Source organism: Roseiarcus sp. (assembly GCF_052145395.1).
Taxonomy (GTDB): Bacteria; Pseudomonadota; Alphaproteobacteria; order Rhizobiales; family Beijerinckiaceae; genus Roseiarcus.
Map to the genome: position 1 here is coordinate 1 of NZ_JBKQOT010000046.1, position 15,989 is coordinate 15,989.

Below are 15,989 nucleotides of genomic sequence, written 5' to 3' on the forward strand. Positions count from 1 at the left end.
AGCCCCGCCGTCGCCAATGACAACAACCCGCAAAAATCACTGCGCCGCACCGCCTGATTGCATCAGTTTGGATCGCACCCGCTGCCCATGCCCGACTTGACCCTGATCGAACGGGCGATCGCCGCCCTGCCCGTCGCCGAACGGCATGCGGCCGACCCGTCCATCGCCGGACCTTCGCCGACGGACCCGAGCGTGGCCGCTCCCAGAGCCGCGGCTTCTCCGGCGTTCGACGAACCGGCGCCCCTCGCCGACGAGGACACGAAAAGGCGTCTCGACCGGCGCGCCCGGCGCAAAAAGGCCGCCGCGCTTCGCGACGCCTCGTTCGACTGGCTCGCTGACGGCTTCACCCATCAGGAGATCGCAGCTGCGAGGAACGTCAGCGTGGCTGTCGTCCGGCGGGACATCGCCAGGGCCATCCGGGCGCGACAAATCCAGACGCGCGAAGGCCACGCGCAATTGCAGATCGCCCGTCTCACCAAGGCGCTGACGCTTGCCGCCGACCAGGTCCAATCCGGACATCTCGCCGCGATCGGACCGCTGGTGAAAGTCGTCGCCGCGCTCGACCGCTACCATGGAGCGGAACCTGCCTCGCGCCCGCGGGCGCTCCACGCGGCAGGCGAGCCCGTGGCCCTCCCCGCCCCGCCGCTCGCGCTCACCCACGGCCCATCGCCCTTCCCATCCGATGGGCCTGACGACCTGGCGGGCGCCGAGGCCGCCGTCCCCGCACGGGAGCCGTCACAAGGCCCCGAACCGGCGACGGATTCACCAACCTTCCGCTAACGCGTTGAAATCCTTGAATCGTTGGACCGAGAATCCCGGATTCTAGCCTCCAACCCTCTGAAATCGTTTCGGTTCTGTCCAAAAGTCGCGGTCGCTCGCCGGGGCGTCGGTCTTCAAGGCTCCTCGCCCTCTTGCGCTCCTCTCCCCTTTCGCGTATGACCCGGCCCCTCAGAACCGCCCGGCTGGGCTGCCGTGGCGGTTCTTTTCGCTCGTTCCGACGCGACGGAGCTTTCCGCTCCGCATTCATTCCAACAGGGCGTCAAGCCCGGGAGAGCCAAATGCCCAAGTTGAAGACGAAGACCGGCGCGAAAAAGCGCTTCAAAATCAGCGGGACCGGCAAGGTCATCTATGCCCAGAGGGGCAAGCAGCACGGCATGATCAAACGGACGAAGAAGCAGATCCGCAATCTGCGCGGCACGGCGGTCATGTTCAAGACCGACGGCGCCAACGTCAAGAAGTACTTCCTGCCGAACGGCTAAGCCTCTTTTTCCCGGAGTTTTGAACGATGTCGCGCGTGAAAAGGGGCGTCACCGCCCACGCTAAGCACAAGAAGGTCCTGAAGCTCGCGAAGGGCTATTTCGGCCGCCGCAAGAACACCATCCGCGCCGCCAAGGCCGCCGTCGACAAGTCGATGCAGTACGCCTACCGCGACCGCAAGAACCGCAAGCGCGAGTTCCGCGCCCTGTGGATCCAGCGGATCAATGCGGCGGTGCGCGAGCACGGCCTGACCTACAGCCGCTTCATCTCGGGTCTCGCCACCGCGGGAATCGAGGTCGATCGCAAGGTCCTGTCCGAGCTCGCCATTGCTGAGCCGGCCGCCTTCGCCGCGATCGTTGAGCAGGCGAAGGGCCATCTGCCCAAGGCGGCGTAACCCAACACCGCCGAAAGCATCGTCCGCCGCGGCCATGCGCGCCCGCGTGGGGCGGCGGTTCCGTTTCCGACTCCGAGCTCCCGATGTCCGACCTCGCCGCCCTGAAAGACGAAACGCTCGCCGCCATCGACGGCGCGGCCGACGAAGCAGCGCTCGAGGCTGTTCGCGTCGCGGCGCTCGGCAAGAAGGGCTCGATCTCGGCCCTGCTCGGCACCCTCGGCAGGCTCTCGCCCGACCAGCGCAAGACCCAGGGCGCCGCGATCAACGCGCTCAAGGACACGGTCACGGAAGCGCTGGCGACGCGCCGGGGCGTCTTGAAGCAGGCCGCGCTCGAAGCCCGGCTCAAGCGCGAGGCGCTCGACCTCACCCTGCCGGCGCGCGCGTCCGGCGTGGAGACCGGCCGCATCCATCCGATCAGCCAGGTGACGGACGAGATCGTCGCCATCTTCGCCGACATGGGCTTCTCGGTCGCCGAGGGGCCGGACATCGAGAGCGACGACTACAACTTCACCAAGCTCAACTTCCCGCCGGGCCACCCGGCCCGCGAGATGCACGACACCTTCTTCCTGCAACCGGACGAGAAGGGCGAGCGCAAGCTCTTGAGGACGCACACGAGCCCGGTGCAGGTTCGCACCATGCTCGCCGAGAAGCCGCCGATCCGGGTCATATGCCCCGGCCGAACTTATCGTACGGACTTCGACCAGACCCACACCCCGATGTTCCATCAGGTCGAGGGCCTGGTGATCGACCAGAGCGCGACGCTCGCCAACCTCAAGTGGGTGCTGGAGGAGTTCTGCAAAGCGTTCTTCGAAGTCCCCAAGGTCGGCATGCGCTTCCGGCCAAGCTTCTTCCCCTTCACCTCCCCGTCGATGGAGGTCGACATCCAGTGCCGGCGTTCGGGCGGAGAGATCCGTTTCGGCGAGGGCGAGGACTGGCTCGAGATTCTCGGCTGCGGCATGGTCCATCAGAACGTCTTGACCAATTGCGGCATCGACCCGGACGTCTACCAGGGCTTCGCCTGGGGTCTGGGGATCGACCGCGTCGCGATGCTCAAATACGGCATGCCGGACCTGCGGGACCTGTTCGATGCGGATCTTCGCTGGATCAACAACTACGGCTTCAAGCCGCTCGACGTGCCGACGCTGGCGGGAGGCCTGAGCGGTTGACGCTCCAAGACCGAACGGTGCGCCCGCGCGTTGTCTGTGGTAACGATAATCAAGAAGTTCCTCGGACGAGAACGATGTCGCAATCTCTGAAAGGCCAAGACGTCGAAGCGGTCGTCAAGCTGGCGATCGTCCGGCTCTTTGGAGAGGACGCAATCGATCGAATCGAGGTGCTCCCGACGGAATATCAGGCCGCCGAAGATGGGTTGTCCGTTACGGTCTTCCTCAAAACGGCTGACGAGAAAGTCTCGAGCGCGCGTCTCGTGGACGCGATCGCTGCGGTCTCGGAGGCGCTGCGGGACATTGACGACCGTCGATTCCCTTATGTGACCTTCCTCGCGCCCGGCTACCAGCATGCCGAAGAAGGCACGCGGTCCGCCGCATAGATATTTCCGATGTGGCCGCTCGTCGAACACCAGATCGAAAACGCCCATATGCTCGCGACGGCGGAAAAGGGACGCCCGCGCTCGGCGTCGCTACGACGCGCGGTGTCGACAGCGTACTATGCGGTTTTTCAGGCGGTTTGCGCGACTTGCGCCGACGCGCTCGTCGGATCGGAAAAGCCTTGGGAGCTCCTCACGCCTGTCTTCCGCGCGCCGGACCACTACCGGACGGCCCAAGCGCTCCTGCAGGGACCACCGGCGACGACGCCGGAATTGCAGCGCCTCGGGCTCCGTTTCAGCGAGTTGCTGGTCGCCCGAGAGTGGGCGGATTACAATCCCGAGCCGCGCCCTGGCTACAAGGCGGCGACGAACGATTCCGCCTTCACCCGCGAAGAAGCTCTGAGGCTGATCGAGTCCGCCGCGGAGGCGATCGAGATTATCGATGGGCTCGATACAGACACGCGCCTGAATCTTGCGCTACGGCTTGCCGTCAGAACCAGGAAATGAACCTTCCAACATGAAATTCACCCTCTCCTGGCTCAAGGACCATCTCGACACGCAGGCATCGCTTGCCCAGATCGTCGACACGCTGACCCGCATCGGCCTCGAGGTCGAGGACACAGTGGCCAAATACGCCGACTTCGTGGTCGGCGTCGTGGTCGAGGCCAAACAGCATCCCAACGCCGACCGGCTGAAGGTCTGCGTGGTCGAAGCCGGGAAAGGTCCGATACAGGTCGTTTGCGGCGCGCCCAACGCGCGCACCGGCATGAAGAGCGTGTTCTCGCCGGTCGGGACCTATATCCCCGGCAAGCAGATCACGCTCGCCAAGGGCGTTATCCGCGGCGTCGAGTCGAACGGCATGCTGTGCTCTGCGGCCGAGCTCGAGCTCAGCAACGACCACGACGGCATCATGGAGCTGCCGGACGACGCGCCGGTCGGCGTCCCCTACGCGCGCTGGGCCGGGCTCGACGACCCGGTGATCGACGTGGCGCTGACGCCGAACCGCCCCGACGCGACGGGCGTATCGGGCATTGCGCGCGATCTCGCCGCCGCGGGCCTGGGGACGCTCAAGACGCCGAAGCCCAAGACCTTCGAGAGCGCGTTCGACTGCCCGACCGAAGTGCGGCTCGACTTTGCGTCCGCTGACACGCGTCTCTGCCCGGCGTTCGCGCTGAGGCTCGTGCGCGGCGTCACGAACGGGCCGTCGCCTGAGTGGATGCAGAGGCGCCTCAGCGCGATCGGGCTCAGACCCATCAGCGCCCTCGTCGACGTCACCAACTACCTGACCTTCGACCGCGGCCGACCGCTGCATGTTTACGACCTCGCCAAGGTCCACGGCGACCTGACGGTGCGGCGCGCGCGGCAAGGCGAGAGCGAGCTGGCGCTCGACGGCAGAACCTACGCGCTCGACGAGAGCATGGTCGTCATCGCCGACGCCGAAGGCGCCGACTCGATCGCCGGCGTCATGGGCGGCGAGCGTTCGGGCTGCGACGAGACCACGCGCGACGTCCTGATCGAGAGCGCGCTCTGGGATCCGACCAACATCGCCCAAACTGGCCGCAAGCTCGGCATTGCGACGGACGCGCGCTACCGGTTCGAGCGCGGCGTCGATCCGGACTTCTGCGTGCCCGGCTGCGATCTCGCGACCGAGCTCGTGCTCTCTATCTGCGGCGGCGAGCCGTCGCGGATGATCGTAACCGGCGACCCTTCTGCGCCGCGACGAACGATTCCCTTCCCCTACACCGAAGTGAAGCGCCTGATCGGGGTCGACATTCCGCGCGCGGAAGGCGAGGCGATTCTCGCCCGGCTCGGCTTCGGCGTCGAGGAAGGCAAGGTCCTCGTCCCGTCATGGCGGCCGGTCGTCCAGGTGAAGGCCGACGTGGTCGAGCAGATCATCCGCATCGCCGGGCTCGATCGGGCGCCGATGGCCCCCCTGCCCCGGCTCGAAGCCGGAGTAACGCCCGCGGTGCTGACGCTGTTGCAGAAGCGCACCCGTCTCGCCAAGCGCACCCTCGCCTCGCTCGGCTTACGCGAGGCGGTGACCTGGTCGTTGATTTCGAAAAAGGCCGCGGAGCTGTTCGGCGGCGGCCAGCCATCGCTCGCACTGGCCAATCCGATCGCGGCGGACCTCTCCGATATGCGCCCGAGCCTCGTTCCCGGCCTTGTCGCCGCGGCGGAGCGCAACGCCCGCCGGGCGCTCGCCGACGTCGCCCTGTTCGAGGTCGGCCAGATCTTCCTCGGCCCCGGCGATGACGAACAGCGGATCGCCGCCGCCGCTGTCCGGCGCGGCCTCGCAAAGTCGAGCGGCGAAGGGCGCCATTGGAGCGGCAACGGGCCCGTCGACGCCTTCGACGCCAAGGAGGACGCGATGGCGCTCCTCTCGGCGCTCGGCGCGGACAATGCGGTGCAGGTCGTTCCGGGCGGCCCCGAATTCCTGCATCCGGGGCGCTTGGCGACGCTGCAGTTCGGGCCGAAGACCGTCGTCGGCTGGTTCGGACAGATTCATCCCAGCGTCTGCGACGCGCTTGACGCGGAAGGACCGATCGTCGCCTTCGAGATCGTGCTCGACGCCATCCCGGCGGCGAAGGCAAAGCCGACCAAGGCGAAGCCCAAACTCGATCGATCGGACTTCATGCCAGTCGAGCGCGACCTCGCCTTCGTCGTCGCAGACTCCGTTCGCGCCGGCGACATCCTCAAGGCCGCAAAGAGCGCCGAGCGCGCGCTCGTCTCCGATATTGGCGTGTTCGACGTCTATCAGGGCAAGGGGCTGCCGGAGGGAACGAAGTCGATCGCGATCGCGGTGACTTTGCAGCCTCGTGAGCGCACCCTGACCGACGCGGAGATCGAGGCGGCGGTCAGCCGGATCGTCGCCGAAGTGGCCAAGAAGACCGGCGCGACGCTGCGGGCGTAACGGACGATGCGCGCGGCGGCAGCGTCTCTTGCTCTCTTGGCGGCCGCCCTGCCGGGGCTCGCGCGCGCCGAGGACGACCCGGCCTGCGCAAAGTTCACCGAGCCGCTCGCCTACAACGCCTGTCTGGCCAGCCATGGGCCGAAGGCGAACAACCTCAGGACCGCGCCCGGATCCGGCGCCCGCCGGGTCGATCCCGAAGGCGAAAGGACTTCCGAAGCGCCACGCCGCGCGGCCCCGCCGGCGCAGGTCTTTCGCCCCCGCGGCCGCGTCCACATGGAGTTTCGGGTCCGATAAACCCCGCACGGGCGCGGCGCCCAATCCCGCGGAATAGCCGAGCGCCGCGCCCTCACCCCCGCGCGGTGGGAGGCGCCGCGCCGGGGCCCCGCCGCCGCGTGGCCCGCTCCCCGAACGGCGCCAACGGCGATCCCCTTAAACAGCCGGATCATTCTCCGGCCGTCCTCGCAACCACAAATAACGCAAGGACCTCAGGCCCGCTGTGAGGGCAGTCACATCGCGCGCGGCTCGCACCGCCTAGCAAGCCGATGTGTGACCGTCGTCACAGTCATCTCCGACCTCATCACTTAGACAATCCAACGCGCAAGGGACCGAGGTCACGGGCCCTGTGCGAGAAAATACCAACGCGGTCTGCGTCTGTGGACCGGGAAGGGGTTTGTGCGCCGCTTGACGCGGCGGCAAAGGTCGATCACGTTCCGTCCGTAGGCCCGGGCGGAAGTGATGTCGGTCCCCAGCACCCTTGCGGCGCATCCCTATTTTCGGGCGCTTGATCCGGAGATTTGCCGGGCTCTCGATCGCCAGTGCATCTGGCTGCGGACGACGGCAGGGGCTTGGATCTTGGACCAGTCGGCCACTGACCGCGACGTCTACTTCATCATGTCCGGGCAGTTGCGCGCAGTATACAACATCGCCCGCCAGGACCTGATCTTCAACGACATGAACGCCGGCTCGATTTTTGGCGAGATGGCTGCGATCGACGGAGCGCCGCGCGCGGCGAGCGTCTTCGCCATCGTCGACTCGGTTGTGGCCAAGATGCCTGGGCCGTTATTTGTCGACACGATGTTCACGCATCGCTGCTTATGCGAGGCTGTGGTCAGGACGTTGATCGAGCGCCTGCGCGCCATGTCCGGCCGGGTCGGCGAGCTTGGCGCGCTCAACGTTCGCACCCGCGTCCATGCCGAACTGCTGCGCCTCGCGCGCCGGGACCGCGACGACCCGCGCCGCGCGATCATCGTCACACCGCCGAACCAGTCGGAGCTCGCCGCCCGCATCAATACGAGGCGGGAGACGGTGTCGCGCGAGATCAACGCGATGGAGCGCAACGGCCTGATCGAACGCCGCCGGGGCGCGATCGTCATCACCGACGTTTTGCGGCTCACCGCCGAGATCCAGCAGGCGAACAGCGGCTGAGAGCACCGGCGACGACGGCCGTTCCGCCCCTCGGCTCCGCCGCCCCCGTTTCGACAGGTTCTTGCGTCTCAGCCAACGATTTCAAGGCGTTAGGCTCAAGATTGTGAATCGCAAGCGCCGGAAACGGAGCGTTTGTCGCATTCTCGCCATATTCGACGCCTCGCCCTCGTTGAACCATCCAAGGATTTCAAGGGCTTAGCCGAGCGTGGAGGCGTTCTGACGCTCCCGAGGGCCGTTCGCGCGCGTTGTTTCAACTGTCATCGCGGCCGACATTCGCCGTTTCGACCGGAGCGGGGTTGAGCGGCGGGACCGCGTGGGTCAGCGCGAGCGGCGGCGCCGGCAGGCGCGCCCGGGTGGGACGCGCGGGTTCGGCGAACGCCTCGGGCGCAACGAACCCATGGTAGCGGTCGAGCGCGGTCACGGTCTTCAGGAAAGGGCCGACCGCCTCCATCTCGCCGCGACTAATCCGCATGTCGAGCAGAGCCAGCGCCTTGGTGACGCGGGCGATCTGCAGGCGCACGTGTTGCTCGGGCGCCCGGATCTGCCGCGCGGCGATGGCCCGATCGATCTCCCGCCGGACCGTCGCCACGCTGATCCCCCGCGCCTTCGCGATCTGCTCTTGGGTGTACCCCTCGGCGAGCGCTTCGAAACAGGCGTCGCGCATCTCCAATTTCGCCGCCCGCCGCTTGCGCCGTCTGGCGCGCGCCTGCTCGGCTGCAGAGGGGGTTTCGGTCATGATCGTGCTCCTGGCTATCAGAAGGCCAATGAAGATCACTGTAGCCGTAATTCTGATTTACCGGAACATTTTGTTTGCGGACAAGCTTAGCCCCCTGAAATATCGAATCAAAATCGAATGCTCACAACGGCGCGCAGTGGCGTCGGATTCGCCGAAAGCGATTCGCGGCAGCGTGAACCTGGCGTTCTACGGCGACGAACCGCGAGCGGCGCGACTCCGACGTTTGGCGCACGGCCGCATGGGCGACCACGCGTTCGACCGGAATCGACAGGACGCACATTCCTCGCGAGCGATTGAACGTCGCGGATCGATATTAAGCTGCTGTTGCAGATCGCGTGTGCGCACGTCGCAACTGGGAAGGTAAGCGGGCCTTGCCTGGCGACACCTAATAGGCGCGGCGCCCGCCCTCAGCAGATCTTGGCAAAGCGCCCCGAGCGGTGCAGTATCGCCTCGCAGCTTCTGCGTGCAGCGCGGTATCCCTCCAATTTTCGGCGGGCCGGCATGGGCGCCCCCACACGGTTAGGTAGCACAGGCCTCGCTGTCGCGATCGCGGTAGGTTATTATCTGGTAGCGCGCCTCAGCTTGAGCGGGCTGTTTTTTTCCCCTCTGAAGGCGTAACCGTCTTCTGGGCTGCGGCTGGCGTTTCCTCTGGCCTAATGATTGGCTTCGGTTCTCGCGCACGATGGCCAGTGATTGCCGGGGTGTTTGTCGGCGCCTTTCTCATCCCTTTGGTTGTGCTGGAGCGCGGCGTCTGGCTCTCCGCAATCTTTGCCACCTGCGACGTTGCGGAGCCAATCATCATCGCGGGATTGATTGCGCGATATTTTGGTGATGATTTCGCGCTCGATCAGTCGCGCAAGGTCTTTGGTTTTCTCGGCGCTACGATTGCCGGGACTACTCCGTCATCGTTGGGGGGAGCCGTTGCGTCCCGGTTATTCCTCGGCCCAAAGACAGAGATCCTCACGACCTTGCTACATTGGTGGACGGGGGTAGCCGTTGGCGTCGTGACTGTCGCCCCGGTCATAATCGGATTCTCCGCTGCCCTTCGTGAGCCGCCGCCGCGGAGCGAATGGATCGAAGGCTCCGCCGGGCTGTTGACGCTCGCCGCGATGACCGGGGTTGTGCTTTCGCTCCCCCAGCAGCTTTGGGAGACGGTCGCGCCAGGAGCGCTGTTGTTTCCGACGTTGTTGTGGCTGGCCGCCCGTTGTCGGCCCGTGTTCGCCGCGGCGGGGGTGTTGCTGGTTTCCCTTACGATCGCATGGACGACAATCTTCGACGTTGGTCAAACCCGGGACTGACAGTCGACTACCGTATTGTGCAAGCTCAGGCTGTTATTCTAGCTGCGGCGATCGGTGCACAAGTGCTCGCGGGCCTGTTTGCCGAGCGGAGAGCCAGTGAAGCGCGCCTGGCACGGGCGAACGCCATGTTGGAGCGCGAGCGAGACAACAGGCTGCTGAACGCACAGGCGGTGACGGTTGCGATTGCTCATGAAATACGTCAGCCTCTGACCGCCATCGTGACAAACGCAGAAACGGCGTTGCGGTGGCTTGGACGGACGCCGCCTGATCATGACGAGGCAAGGGAGGCTTTGACCTGCATAAAAGAAGATGGGTATCGCGCGAGCGATGTGTTTGAAGGAATCCGCACCTTGTTCGGGAGGGGCGGCATCGAACTACACCCAATCGATTTGAACCGGATTATTCTCAGCGTAACAGACTCTCTGCAAGAAGAGTTGCATCGTCATGGCGTAGTGACCCGTTACGAGTTGACGCCCGAGATACCTCCGGTCAGCGGCCATGGGACTCAGTTGCGCGAGGCTGTTTTCAACCTGGTCAACAACGCGGTCGAAGCTATGGCCAGCACAACCAGTCGAAGTCGCATGTTGCGGTTGACAACGGAGGTTTGTGGTCACGATGAAATTGCCGTATCCGTGCAAGACTCGTGACCGGGAATTGATCCAAGGCAATTAGAAAAAGTATTCAATGCGTTCGTTTCGACTAAGGCGCACGGAACAGGATTAGGGCTCGCCATTTGCCGCATGATTGTCGAGGGGCATGGCGGTCGACTTACCGCATCATCGGACGGCGAGAGCGGAGCCCTGTTCCAGTTCGTCCTGCCGATCGGCTCAACAGACGGAGCCGCAAGGCCGCCTTAGAATACGATCGATGTCCTTTTGGGCGCTCTCGTCCCGCACCGGGACCGACCGGAAAGGGCACCCCGTTCGCCAAGCGATCCGCGGACGACCGTTCTTTGCGCCAAGCCGACTTCCCCGGCACGCGAATGGATGCCGGCGATCCAGCGGGTTTCGGCGACGCCGCCGACTTCAGGCGTGTCTTCCATCGCAGGACAAGCGCGGCGTCCCACGCTTGTCCTGGGTTTTCTGGCTCTGGCTTTCTGGCTTTGGGGGACAGCATACGGCCTTTAGACCAGGGGGACAGCCCGGTTTCGAAGACCGATACTCTATCCCGTTGAGCTACGGGCGCGTCGCGGCACCGTCCCAGCATGAAGCGCCGGCGCGTTGGAAGCCGCGCCGGCGGGCGCCAAACCTTCAGTGGCCGGCGGGCCGATAGGCGACTGTTTTCTTGCCGGCCTTGTCCATCTCCTCAGGCGTCACCAGGACGACGACCTTGCCACTCGCGGCGCCGCTCTGGTTGATGGCGAGCGACGCGGCGGCGGCGCTCTCGTTGTCCGGGAGATCGCCGATGACATAGACGTCGACGTCGCCGAAGGCGAAATAGAGGCACTCCATCTTGCCTCCCAAGCCCTCGAACATTTTCTTGATCGCCTCGCGGCGTCCCGAACCGCCTTCGCGCGCGACCCCTTTCGCGCCCTCAACGCTGTAGCGCCCTTCGAACAGATATTTCGGCATGGCGTCCTCCGTTGCTTCTTGGGCTCGCCCTCTGCCGGCGTTCCTGTCGGCGGGGCGGCGGAGCACATTACACAAAATTGCGACGACCGTAACCGTCAGCCGATACGCCGCGGGCGGCGTGGCCGGGCCGGCGGACGTTCTCGAGCAGCTATTTCCTGAAAATCAAAGCCTCCGCGACGATGCCTCATCGGTGCGATCGAAACCGCGCCCCAATGCCTGCGCGCGCTCCCCGGCGCGCCCCTGCGCGTGCTTGCTGAGGAAAGCCGCGATGCGCGCATGACCGCGGCGGAGCAGAAGGCCGCGGCGGCGGCGCCGCTGGCCGCGCCGATGATGCTGTTCTTTCTCCCCGGCCTCTTCGCTGCCACCCTCTCGCCGCGGCGATCGAGATCTATCACTCCTCTCTGCATGATCGCAGACAGCGCTCAGCGTCATCGATCGTCCGCTCCTCGCATCCCGACCGTACAGGGACCAACCAGGACGGCAAAGGGTCCGATTTGACCCATTCGTCAAGTCGGTGGTGGATGACCTCTTCTTGCGCACTGCGGCCGTCGCGCCGGCGTCGCGACGTTCCGACGCGGTAGCCGAAAATGAGCTTGGATTCGCTGAAGGCAGGCCGGTCGACACCGCCACGGTCGAGGCGGCCGCCCCCTCAGGCTTTGTGCGAAAGCCGGCTCTGGTAGATCCGCAGCTTGACCGTCGCCGCTTCCAGGAGCGGCGTGTCGAGGCCGAGCTCCCGCCCCCGGCGCAAGAGATCGCCGAGAACATGCTCGACCTCGACCGGCAGTCCGTTCTGCATGTCCCGGTACATCGAGGTCGAGACATTCGAACCCTTGGCCGTCAACAGCGCCCTGACTCCGGCGACGAATGCGTCACGCGGGGGGTGGCCTGAGGCCTCGGCGATCGCGGTCGTCTCGGAGACGCAGCGCAGCGTCAGGTCGGCGCCGCCCTCGGTTGATTCGATCTCGCCGATAGTGCCGCGCAATAGGCAGGTGGCGACGCCGGCGCTCGCGAGCATCACCCACTTCTCCCACATGTCCTGGAGGATGACGGTGCTGAGGCGGGCGTCGAAGCCGGCGCCTTGAAGGTGTTCGTCGAGCGCGCAGACGCGCTCCGACCGGGCCCCGTCCCGTTCGCCGTAGGTCAGCGACTGCGCGCCGCCGGTGAGTTGCACGATGCGCCCGACCCGGTCGAGCGTCGTCGCAACGACGCAGACGCCCCCGAGCACGGGCGCCTCCCCGAACCGTTCGACCAACAGGTCGATATGACGCATGCCGTTCAGGAATGGCAGGATCATCGTATGCCGCCCGACTGCGGGCGCGAAATGGTCGAGCGCGCGCTGAAGCCCGAAAGCCTTGACCGCGAGGACCACGACGTCGAACGGCTCCGTCGGCTCCCCGGTGACCAACAGGCGCGGTTTGAGCGCGAGATTGCCATGGGGGCTGAGAACACGAAGGCCGTCGCGCCGAAGCTGATCGGCGCGCCCCTGCCGCACAAGGAACGTGACGTCGCGGCCCGCCTCGGCGAGACGGGCGCCGAAATAGCCGCCGGTAGCCCCAGCGCCGACGATCAAGAGCCGCATGCGTTCAGTCCCTGTTCAACAAGCCTTCGCGGGGTCGTCCGGCGGAGTCGACCGGGCCGGATCAGCCAAGCCGCTGGGGCGCTGACCGTGTCCGGCGATTGCAGGCGTCGGACGCCAGCCAGAAAAAAAAGCGACTATACGCGCCGCAGATCGAGAGACGAATACCATCACGGGTGGCCAGGATCGTCACTCGGGCCTCGCTTTCACCTACCATGCCGAAGACCGTGGAGCCAGTCGAGAACAGTGGCCGCGGCGACGAGAGAGGGCCGCGAAAAGCGGCCCATGGCTTCGTGTTGCTTGGCGCTTCAAGCCGGCGACGCGAGAGCCCGCTCATCTTCGGCCAAGCGCCGCCACCAGCTCTGGTCGAAATTCCAGTGCGCCGCGGGAGAGGGCGAGGGGAGAACCCAGATTCGCGTCTCTCCGATCCGCGCGCCGCTGTCGCCGAAGGTCGCCGCTCGGCCGAGAAATCCGCGACCGGCGGCGAGGCTGGTGAAAGCGAGGAGTTTGGGCTGCGCAACGCCGATCTTCTCGGTCAGCGCGGCGCGGGCCTCCGCGTTGAGCGCGTCGCGCGGCAACTCGTGGTCCATGCCGCTCACGGACTTCATGAGGTCGGTCAGGCCGAGACCGAATTCCGACAGGACGCGGTATTCCTCGGCGCTCATGAGCCGCGGCGTCAGCCCGACGGCGAAAAGCGTCCGCCAGAACTTGTTTTGCGGGTGGGCGTAATAGGCGCCGCGCCGAGCCGATACCGTCCCCGCCGCAGTGCCGCAGAAGACTATTTTTAGGCCTGACCGGATGACGTCCGGCAGAACATGCGGCGGCGCGTCCGGCCGTTCGGCAGTCGCCACGTCTTCAGATCGTCTGGTTATAGGCGCCGACCTCGGGGTTCTCGCGCAAGACCCCGTCGACCGCCTTGAACATGGCGCGCATGTTCGCTTCCGACGCGGGACTTTCGACAACTACGACGAGTTCCGGCTTGTTGGACGAGGCGCGCACGAGCCCCCACGTGCCGTCCTCGACCGTCACCCGGACGCCGTTGACGGTGACGATGTCGCGGATTTTTTGGCCGATCAGCGGCTCGCCCTTCGCCTGCATCGCCCTAAAGCGCGCCGTGACCTTGTCGGCGACGGCGTATTTCTCCTCGTCGGCGCAATGGGGCGACATGGTCGGCGAGCCAAAGGTCTTCGGCAGGTCGCGGTAGAGGTCCGCCATCGACTTCCCCGGATTGCGGTCGAGCATGTCGAGCACCGCGATGGCTGTCACGAAGCCGTCGTCGTAACCGCGCCCGACCGGCGCGTTGAAGAAAAAGTGCCCCGACTTTTCGAAGCCGGCGAGGGCCTTGAGGTCGCGGACGCGGCGCTTGATGTGCGAATGGCCGGTCTTCCAGAAGTCAACCTTGACGTCGTTGGCCGCGAGCGCAGGGTCGGTGGCGAAAAGGCCGGTCGACTTGACGTCGACGACGAAGGTCGCGCCTTTGTGGAGTTTCGACAGGTCGCGGGCCAGCATGACGCCGATCTTGTCGGCGAAGATCTCGGCGCCCTCGTTGTCGACCACGCCGCAGCGGTCCCCATCGCCGTCGAAGCCGAGCGCGACGTCGGCGCCGGACGCCGTCACCGCCTCCGCCATGGCGTGCAGCATGTGCAGGTCTTCCGGGTTCGGATTGTAGCGCGGGAAGGTCCAGTCCAGCTCGCAGTCGAGCGGGACGACCTCGACGCCGAGCGCGGCCAGCAATCGGGGCGCGAACGCGCCGGCGGCGCCGTTGCCGCACGCGGCGACGACCTTCATTTTGCGCGAAAACTTCGGCCGGCTGGTCAGGTCGGCGATATAGCGGGCCGGGAAGTCGGGCACGAACTCATAAGACCCTCCGGGCTCGGGCGCGTAGTCTCCGCCGATCACGATATCGCGCAGGCGCCCCATCTCCTCCGGCCCGAAGGTGACGGGGCGCGCCGCGCCCATCTTCACGCCGGTCCAGCCGTTGTCGTTATGCGAGGCCGTCACCATGGCGACCGCCGGAACGTCGAGCGCGAACTGGGCGAAATAGGCCATCGGCGTGATCGCTAAGCCGATGTCGCGGACCTTCGCCCCGCCCGCCATCAGACCCGCCGTCAGGGCGAGCTTGATCGAGGCCGAGTAACTGCGGAAGTCGTGCCCGACCACGACCTCGCGCTTGACGCCAAGCTCCTTGATGAGGCGCGCGAGGCCGAGGCCCAGCGCCTGCACGCCCATGAGGTTGATCTCCTTCTCGAACAGCCAGCGCGCGTCGTATTCGCGAAAGCCGGTCGGCTTCACCATCGGCTGCGATTCATAGGCGTAGGTATTGGGAAACAGCTGCGGCGACGGCTTGGGGAACAAGGTGGGCCTCGTGGCTCGCGGAATGAACGCCGTTGAACTAGAGGACGGTGCCGCGAGAGACAACCCGCGCTAAAATGACCGCCCGAGATGGCGGTCACAAAACGCGGCGATGTCGGCGAAGGCTTCGCGCGACTCGGGAACCTGCGGACCAGCGAGAAACTGGGCGTGGCTCTCGCCCTCGTAGACGCTGAGGTCCGCGATCGCGCCGGCCTTCTTGAGCGCGCGATGGACCCGCACCGTCCTTTGTGTTCTTGGTGCTGAATCTCAGTAGACCACGACGCTGCGAATTCCCTCCCCGGCGTGCATGAGTTCAAAACCCTTGTTGATCTCGTCGAGCGTGAGCCTCGCGGTGATCATGGGGTCGATCTCGATCTTGCCGGCGAGGTACCAGTCGACGATCTTCGGCACGTCGGTGCGGCCGCGCGCGCCGCCGAACGCCGTGCCCTTCCAGACGCGCCCGGTGACGAGCTGGAACGGCCGGGTGGAGATTTCCTGCCCCGCGCCGGCGACGCCGAACACGATCGACTGGCCCCAGCCGCGATGGGAGGCTTCCAGCGCCTGGCGCATCACGGTCGTGTTGCCAGTGCAGTCGAACGTGTAGTCGGCGCCGCCGATCTGGTCGGCGCCGCGCTTGGTGAGATTCACGAGATAGGGAACGAGGTCGCCGCCGACTTGCTTCGGGTTGACGAAATGCGTCATGCCGAAGCGCTCGCCCCACGGCTTCTTGGCGTCGTTGAGGTCGACCCCGATGATCATGTCGGCGCCAGCGAGGCGCAGGCCCTGGATGACGTTCAGGCCGATGCCGCCGAGGCCGAACACGATCGCGGTCGCGCCCTGCTCGACCTTGGCCGTGTTGATGACGGCGCCGATCCCCGTCGTCACCCCGCAGCCGATGTAGCAGATCGTGTCGAACGCCGCGT

General features: G+C 65.9%; 19 protein-coding genes and 1 pseudogene. 13 read left to right on the top strand and 7 right to left on the bottom strand.

Annotated features, from left to right (window positions below):
• Positions 1–87 precede the first annotated feature (87 nt).
• From ACLP25_RS01540 to ACLP25_RS01580, 9 genes are all read left to right on the top strand, one after another.
• Positions 88–780 carry a hypothetical protein gene (locus ACLP25_RS01540; RefSeq protein ID WP_442467490.1) on the top strand — a complete coding sequence of 231 codons (693 nt, stop codon included), beginning with the start codon at positions 88–90 and terminating at the stop codon, positions 778–780.
• A 278-nt stretch (positions 781–1,058) separates the two neighbouring features.
• Entirely contained in the window at positions 1,059–1,259 is a 201-nt protein-coding gene (rpmI, locus tag ACLP25_RS01545) for a 50S ribosomal protein L35 (protein WP_442467491.1), read from the top strand.
• Positions 1,260–1,285: 26 nt separating this feature from the next.
• Complete coding sequence (rplT, locus tag ACLP25_RS01550; RefSeq protein WP_442467492.1) at positions 1,286–1,651, top strand: 50S ribosomal protein L20; 366 nt, start codon at positions 1,286–1,288, stop codon at positions 1,649–1,651.
• Between the two features lie 83 nt (positions 1,652–1,734).
• Positions 1,735–2,817, top strand: coding sequence for a phenylalanine--tRNA ligase subunit alpha (pheS, locus tag ACLP25_RS01555; RefSeq protein WP_442467493.1), 1,083 nt, complete (start codon positions 1,735–1,737; stop codon positions 2,815–2,817).
• A 74-nt stretch (positions 2,818–2,891) separates the two neighbouring features.
• Positions 2,892–3,200, top strand: a complete 309-nt coding sequence (locus ACLP25_RS01560; protein ID WP_442467494.1) for a hypothetical protein — start codon at positions 2,892–2,894, stop codon at positions 3,198–3,200.
• Positions 3,201–3,209: 9 nt separating this feature from the next.
• Positions 3,210–3,704: a hypothetical protein gene (locus tag ACLP25_RS01565; protein ID WP_442467495.1), complete on the top strand. Its 495-nt coding sequence runs from the start codon at positions 3,210–3,212 to the stop codon at positions 3,702–3,704.
• A gap of 10 nt (positions 3,705–3,714) precedes the next feature.
• Positions 3,715–6,108, top strand: a complete 2,394-nt coding sequence (gene pheT / locus ACLP25_RS01570; protein ID WP_442467496.1) for a phenylalanine--tRNA ligase subunit beta — start codon at positions 3,715–3,717, stop codon at positions 6,106–6,108.
• Between the two features lie 6 nt (positions 6,109–6,114).
• Complete coding sequence (locus tag ACLP25_RS01575) at positions 6,115–6,402, top strand: hypothetical protein (RefSeq protein WP_442467497.1); 288 nt, start codon at positions 6,115–6,117, stop codon at positions 6,400–6,402.
• Between the two features lie 441 nt (positions 6,403–6,843).
• Complete coding sequence (locus ACLP25_RS01580) at positions 6,844–7,533, top strand: Crp/Fnr family transcriptional regulator (protein WP_442467498.1); 690 nt, start codon at positions 6,844–6,846, stop codon at positions 7,531–7,533.
• Positions 7,534–7,783: 250 nt separating this feature from the next.
• Here the strand turns inward: ACLP25_RS01580 and ACLP25_RS01585 are convergent, their stop codons facing one another.
• Complete coding sequence (locus ACLP25_RS01585; RefSeq protein WP_442467499.1) at positions 7,784–8,269, bottom strand: hypothetical protein; 486 nt, start codon at positions 8,267–8,269, stop codon at positions 7,784–7,786.
• 656 nt (positions 8,270–8,925) lie between these two features.
• On the opposite strand from ACLP25_RS01585, the gene ACLP25_RS01590 reads away from it, so the two are divergent.
• Genes ACLP25_RS01590 through ACLP25_RS01600 form a run of 3 tightly spaced genes read left to right on the top strand, consistent with a single transcriptional unit; the run spans position 8,926 to position 10,424 of the window.
• On the top strand, positions 8,926–9,567 hold the full coding sequence (locus ACLP25_RS01590) for an MASE1 domain-containing protein (protein ID WP_442467500.1): 642 nt from the start codon (positions 8,926–8,928) through the stop codon (positions 9,565–9,567).
• Positions 9,528–10,214, top strand: coding sequence for a sensor histidine kinase (locus tag ACLP25_RS01595; protein ID WP_442467501.1), 687 nt, complete (start codon positions 9,528–9,530; stop codon positions 10,212–10,214). Before ACLP25_RS01590 ends, ACLP25_RS01595 begins: the two co-directional genes overlap by 40 nt.
• Before the next feature lie 6 nt (positions 10,215–10,220).
• A complete protein-coding gene (locus ACLP25_RS01600) occupies positions 10,221–10,424 on the top strand; it encodes an ATP-binding protein (protein WP_442467508.1) in 204 nt (67 codons plus the stop codon).
• A gap of 393 nt (positions 10,425–10,817) precedes the next feature.
• Here ACLP25_RS01600 and ACLP25_RS01605 read toward each other — a convergent pair whose 3' ends face one another.
• Positions 10,818–11,138, bottom strand: coding sequence for a GYD domain-containing protein (locus tag ACLP25_RS01605; protein WP_442467502.1), 321 nt, complete (start codon positions 11,136–11,138; stop codon positions 10,818–10,820).
• A gap of 240 nt (positions 11,139–11,378) precedes the next feature.
• Here ACLP25_RS01605 and ACLP25_RS01610 point away from each other — a divergent pair.
• A pseudogene (locus ACLP25_RS01610) lies at positions 11,379–11,513 on the top strand (type II secretion system F family protein); the annotation flags it as partial.
• Positions 11,514–11,787: 274 nt separating this feature from the next.
• Here the strand turns inward: ACLP25_RS01610 and panE are convergent.
• The 5 genes from panE to ACLP25_RS01635 form a co-directional block, all read right to left on the bottom strand.
• Positions 11,788–12,717 carry a 2-dehydropantoate 2-reductase gene (gene panE, locus ACLP25_RS01615; RefSeq protein WP_442467503.1) on the bottom strand — a complete coding sequence of 310 codons (930 nt, stop codon included), beginning with the start codon at positions 12,715–12,717 and terminating at the stop codon, positions 11,788–11,790.
• Positions 12,718–13,022: 305 nt separating this feature from the next.
• Entirely contained in the window at positions 13,023–13,565 is a 543-nt protein-coding gene (locus ACLP25_RS01620; protein ID WP_442467504.1) for a mismatch-specific DNA-glycosylase, read from the bottom strand.
• Between the two features lie 4 nt (positions 13,566–13,569).
• Complete coding sequence (locus ACLP25_RS01625) at positions 13,570–15,069, bottom strand: phosphomannomutase/phosphoglucomutase (protein ID WP_442467505.1); 1,500 nt, start codon at positions 15,067–15,069, stop codon at positions 13,570–13,572.
• 69 nt (positions 15,070–15,138) lie between these two features.
• Positions 15,139–15,306, bottom strand: a complete 168-nt coding sequence (locus ACLP25_RS01630) for a hypothetical protein (RefSeq protein ID WP_442467506.1) — start codon at positions 15,304–15,306, stop codon at positions 15,139–15,141.
• A 27-nt stretch (positions 15,307–15,333) separates the two neighbouring features.
• Positions 15,334–15,989 (bottom strand): zinc-binding dehydrogenase (locus ACLP25_RS01635; RefSeq protein ID WP_442467507.1); only part of this gene is annotated, 656 nt, incomplete at its 5' end.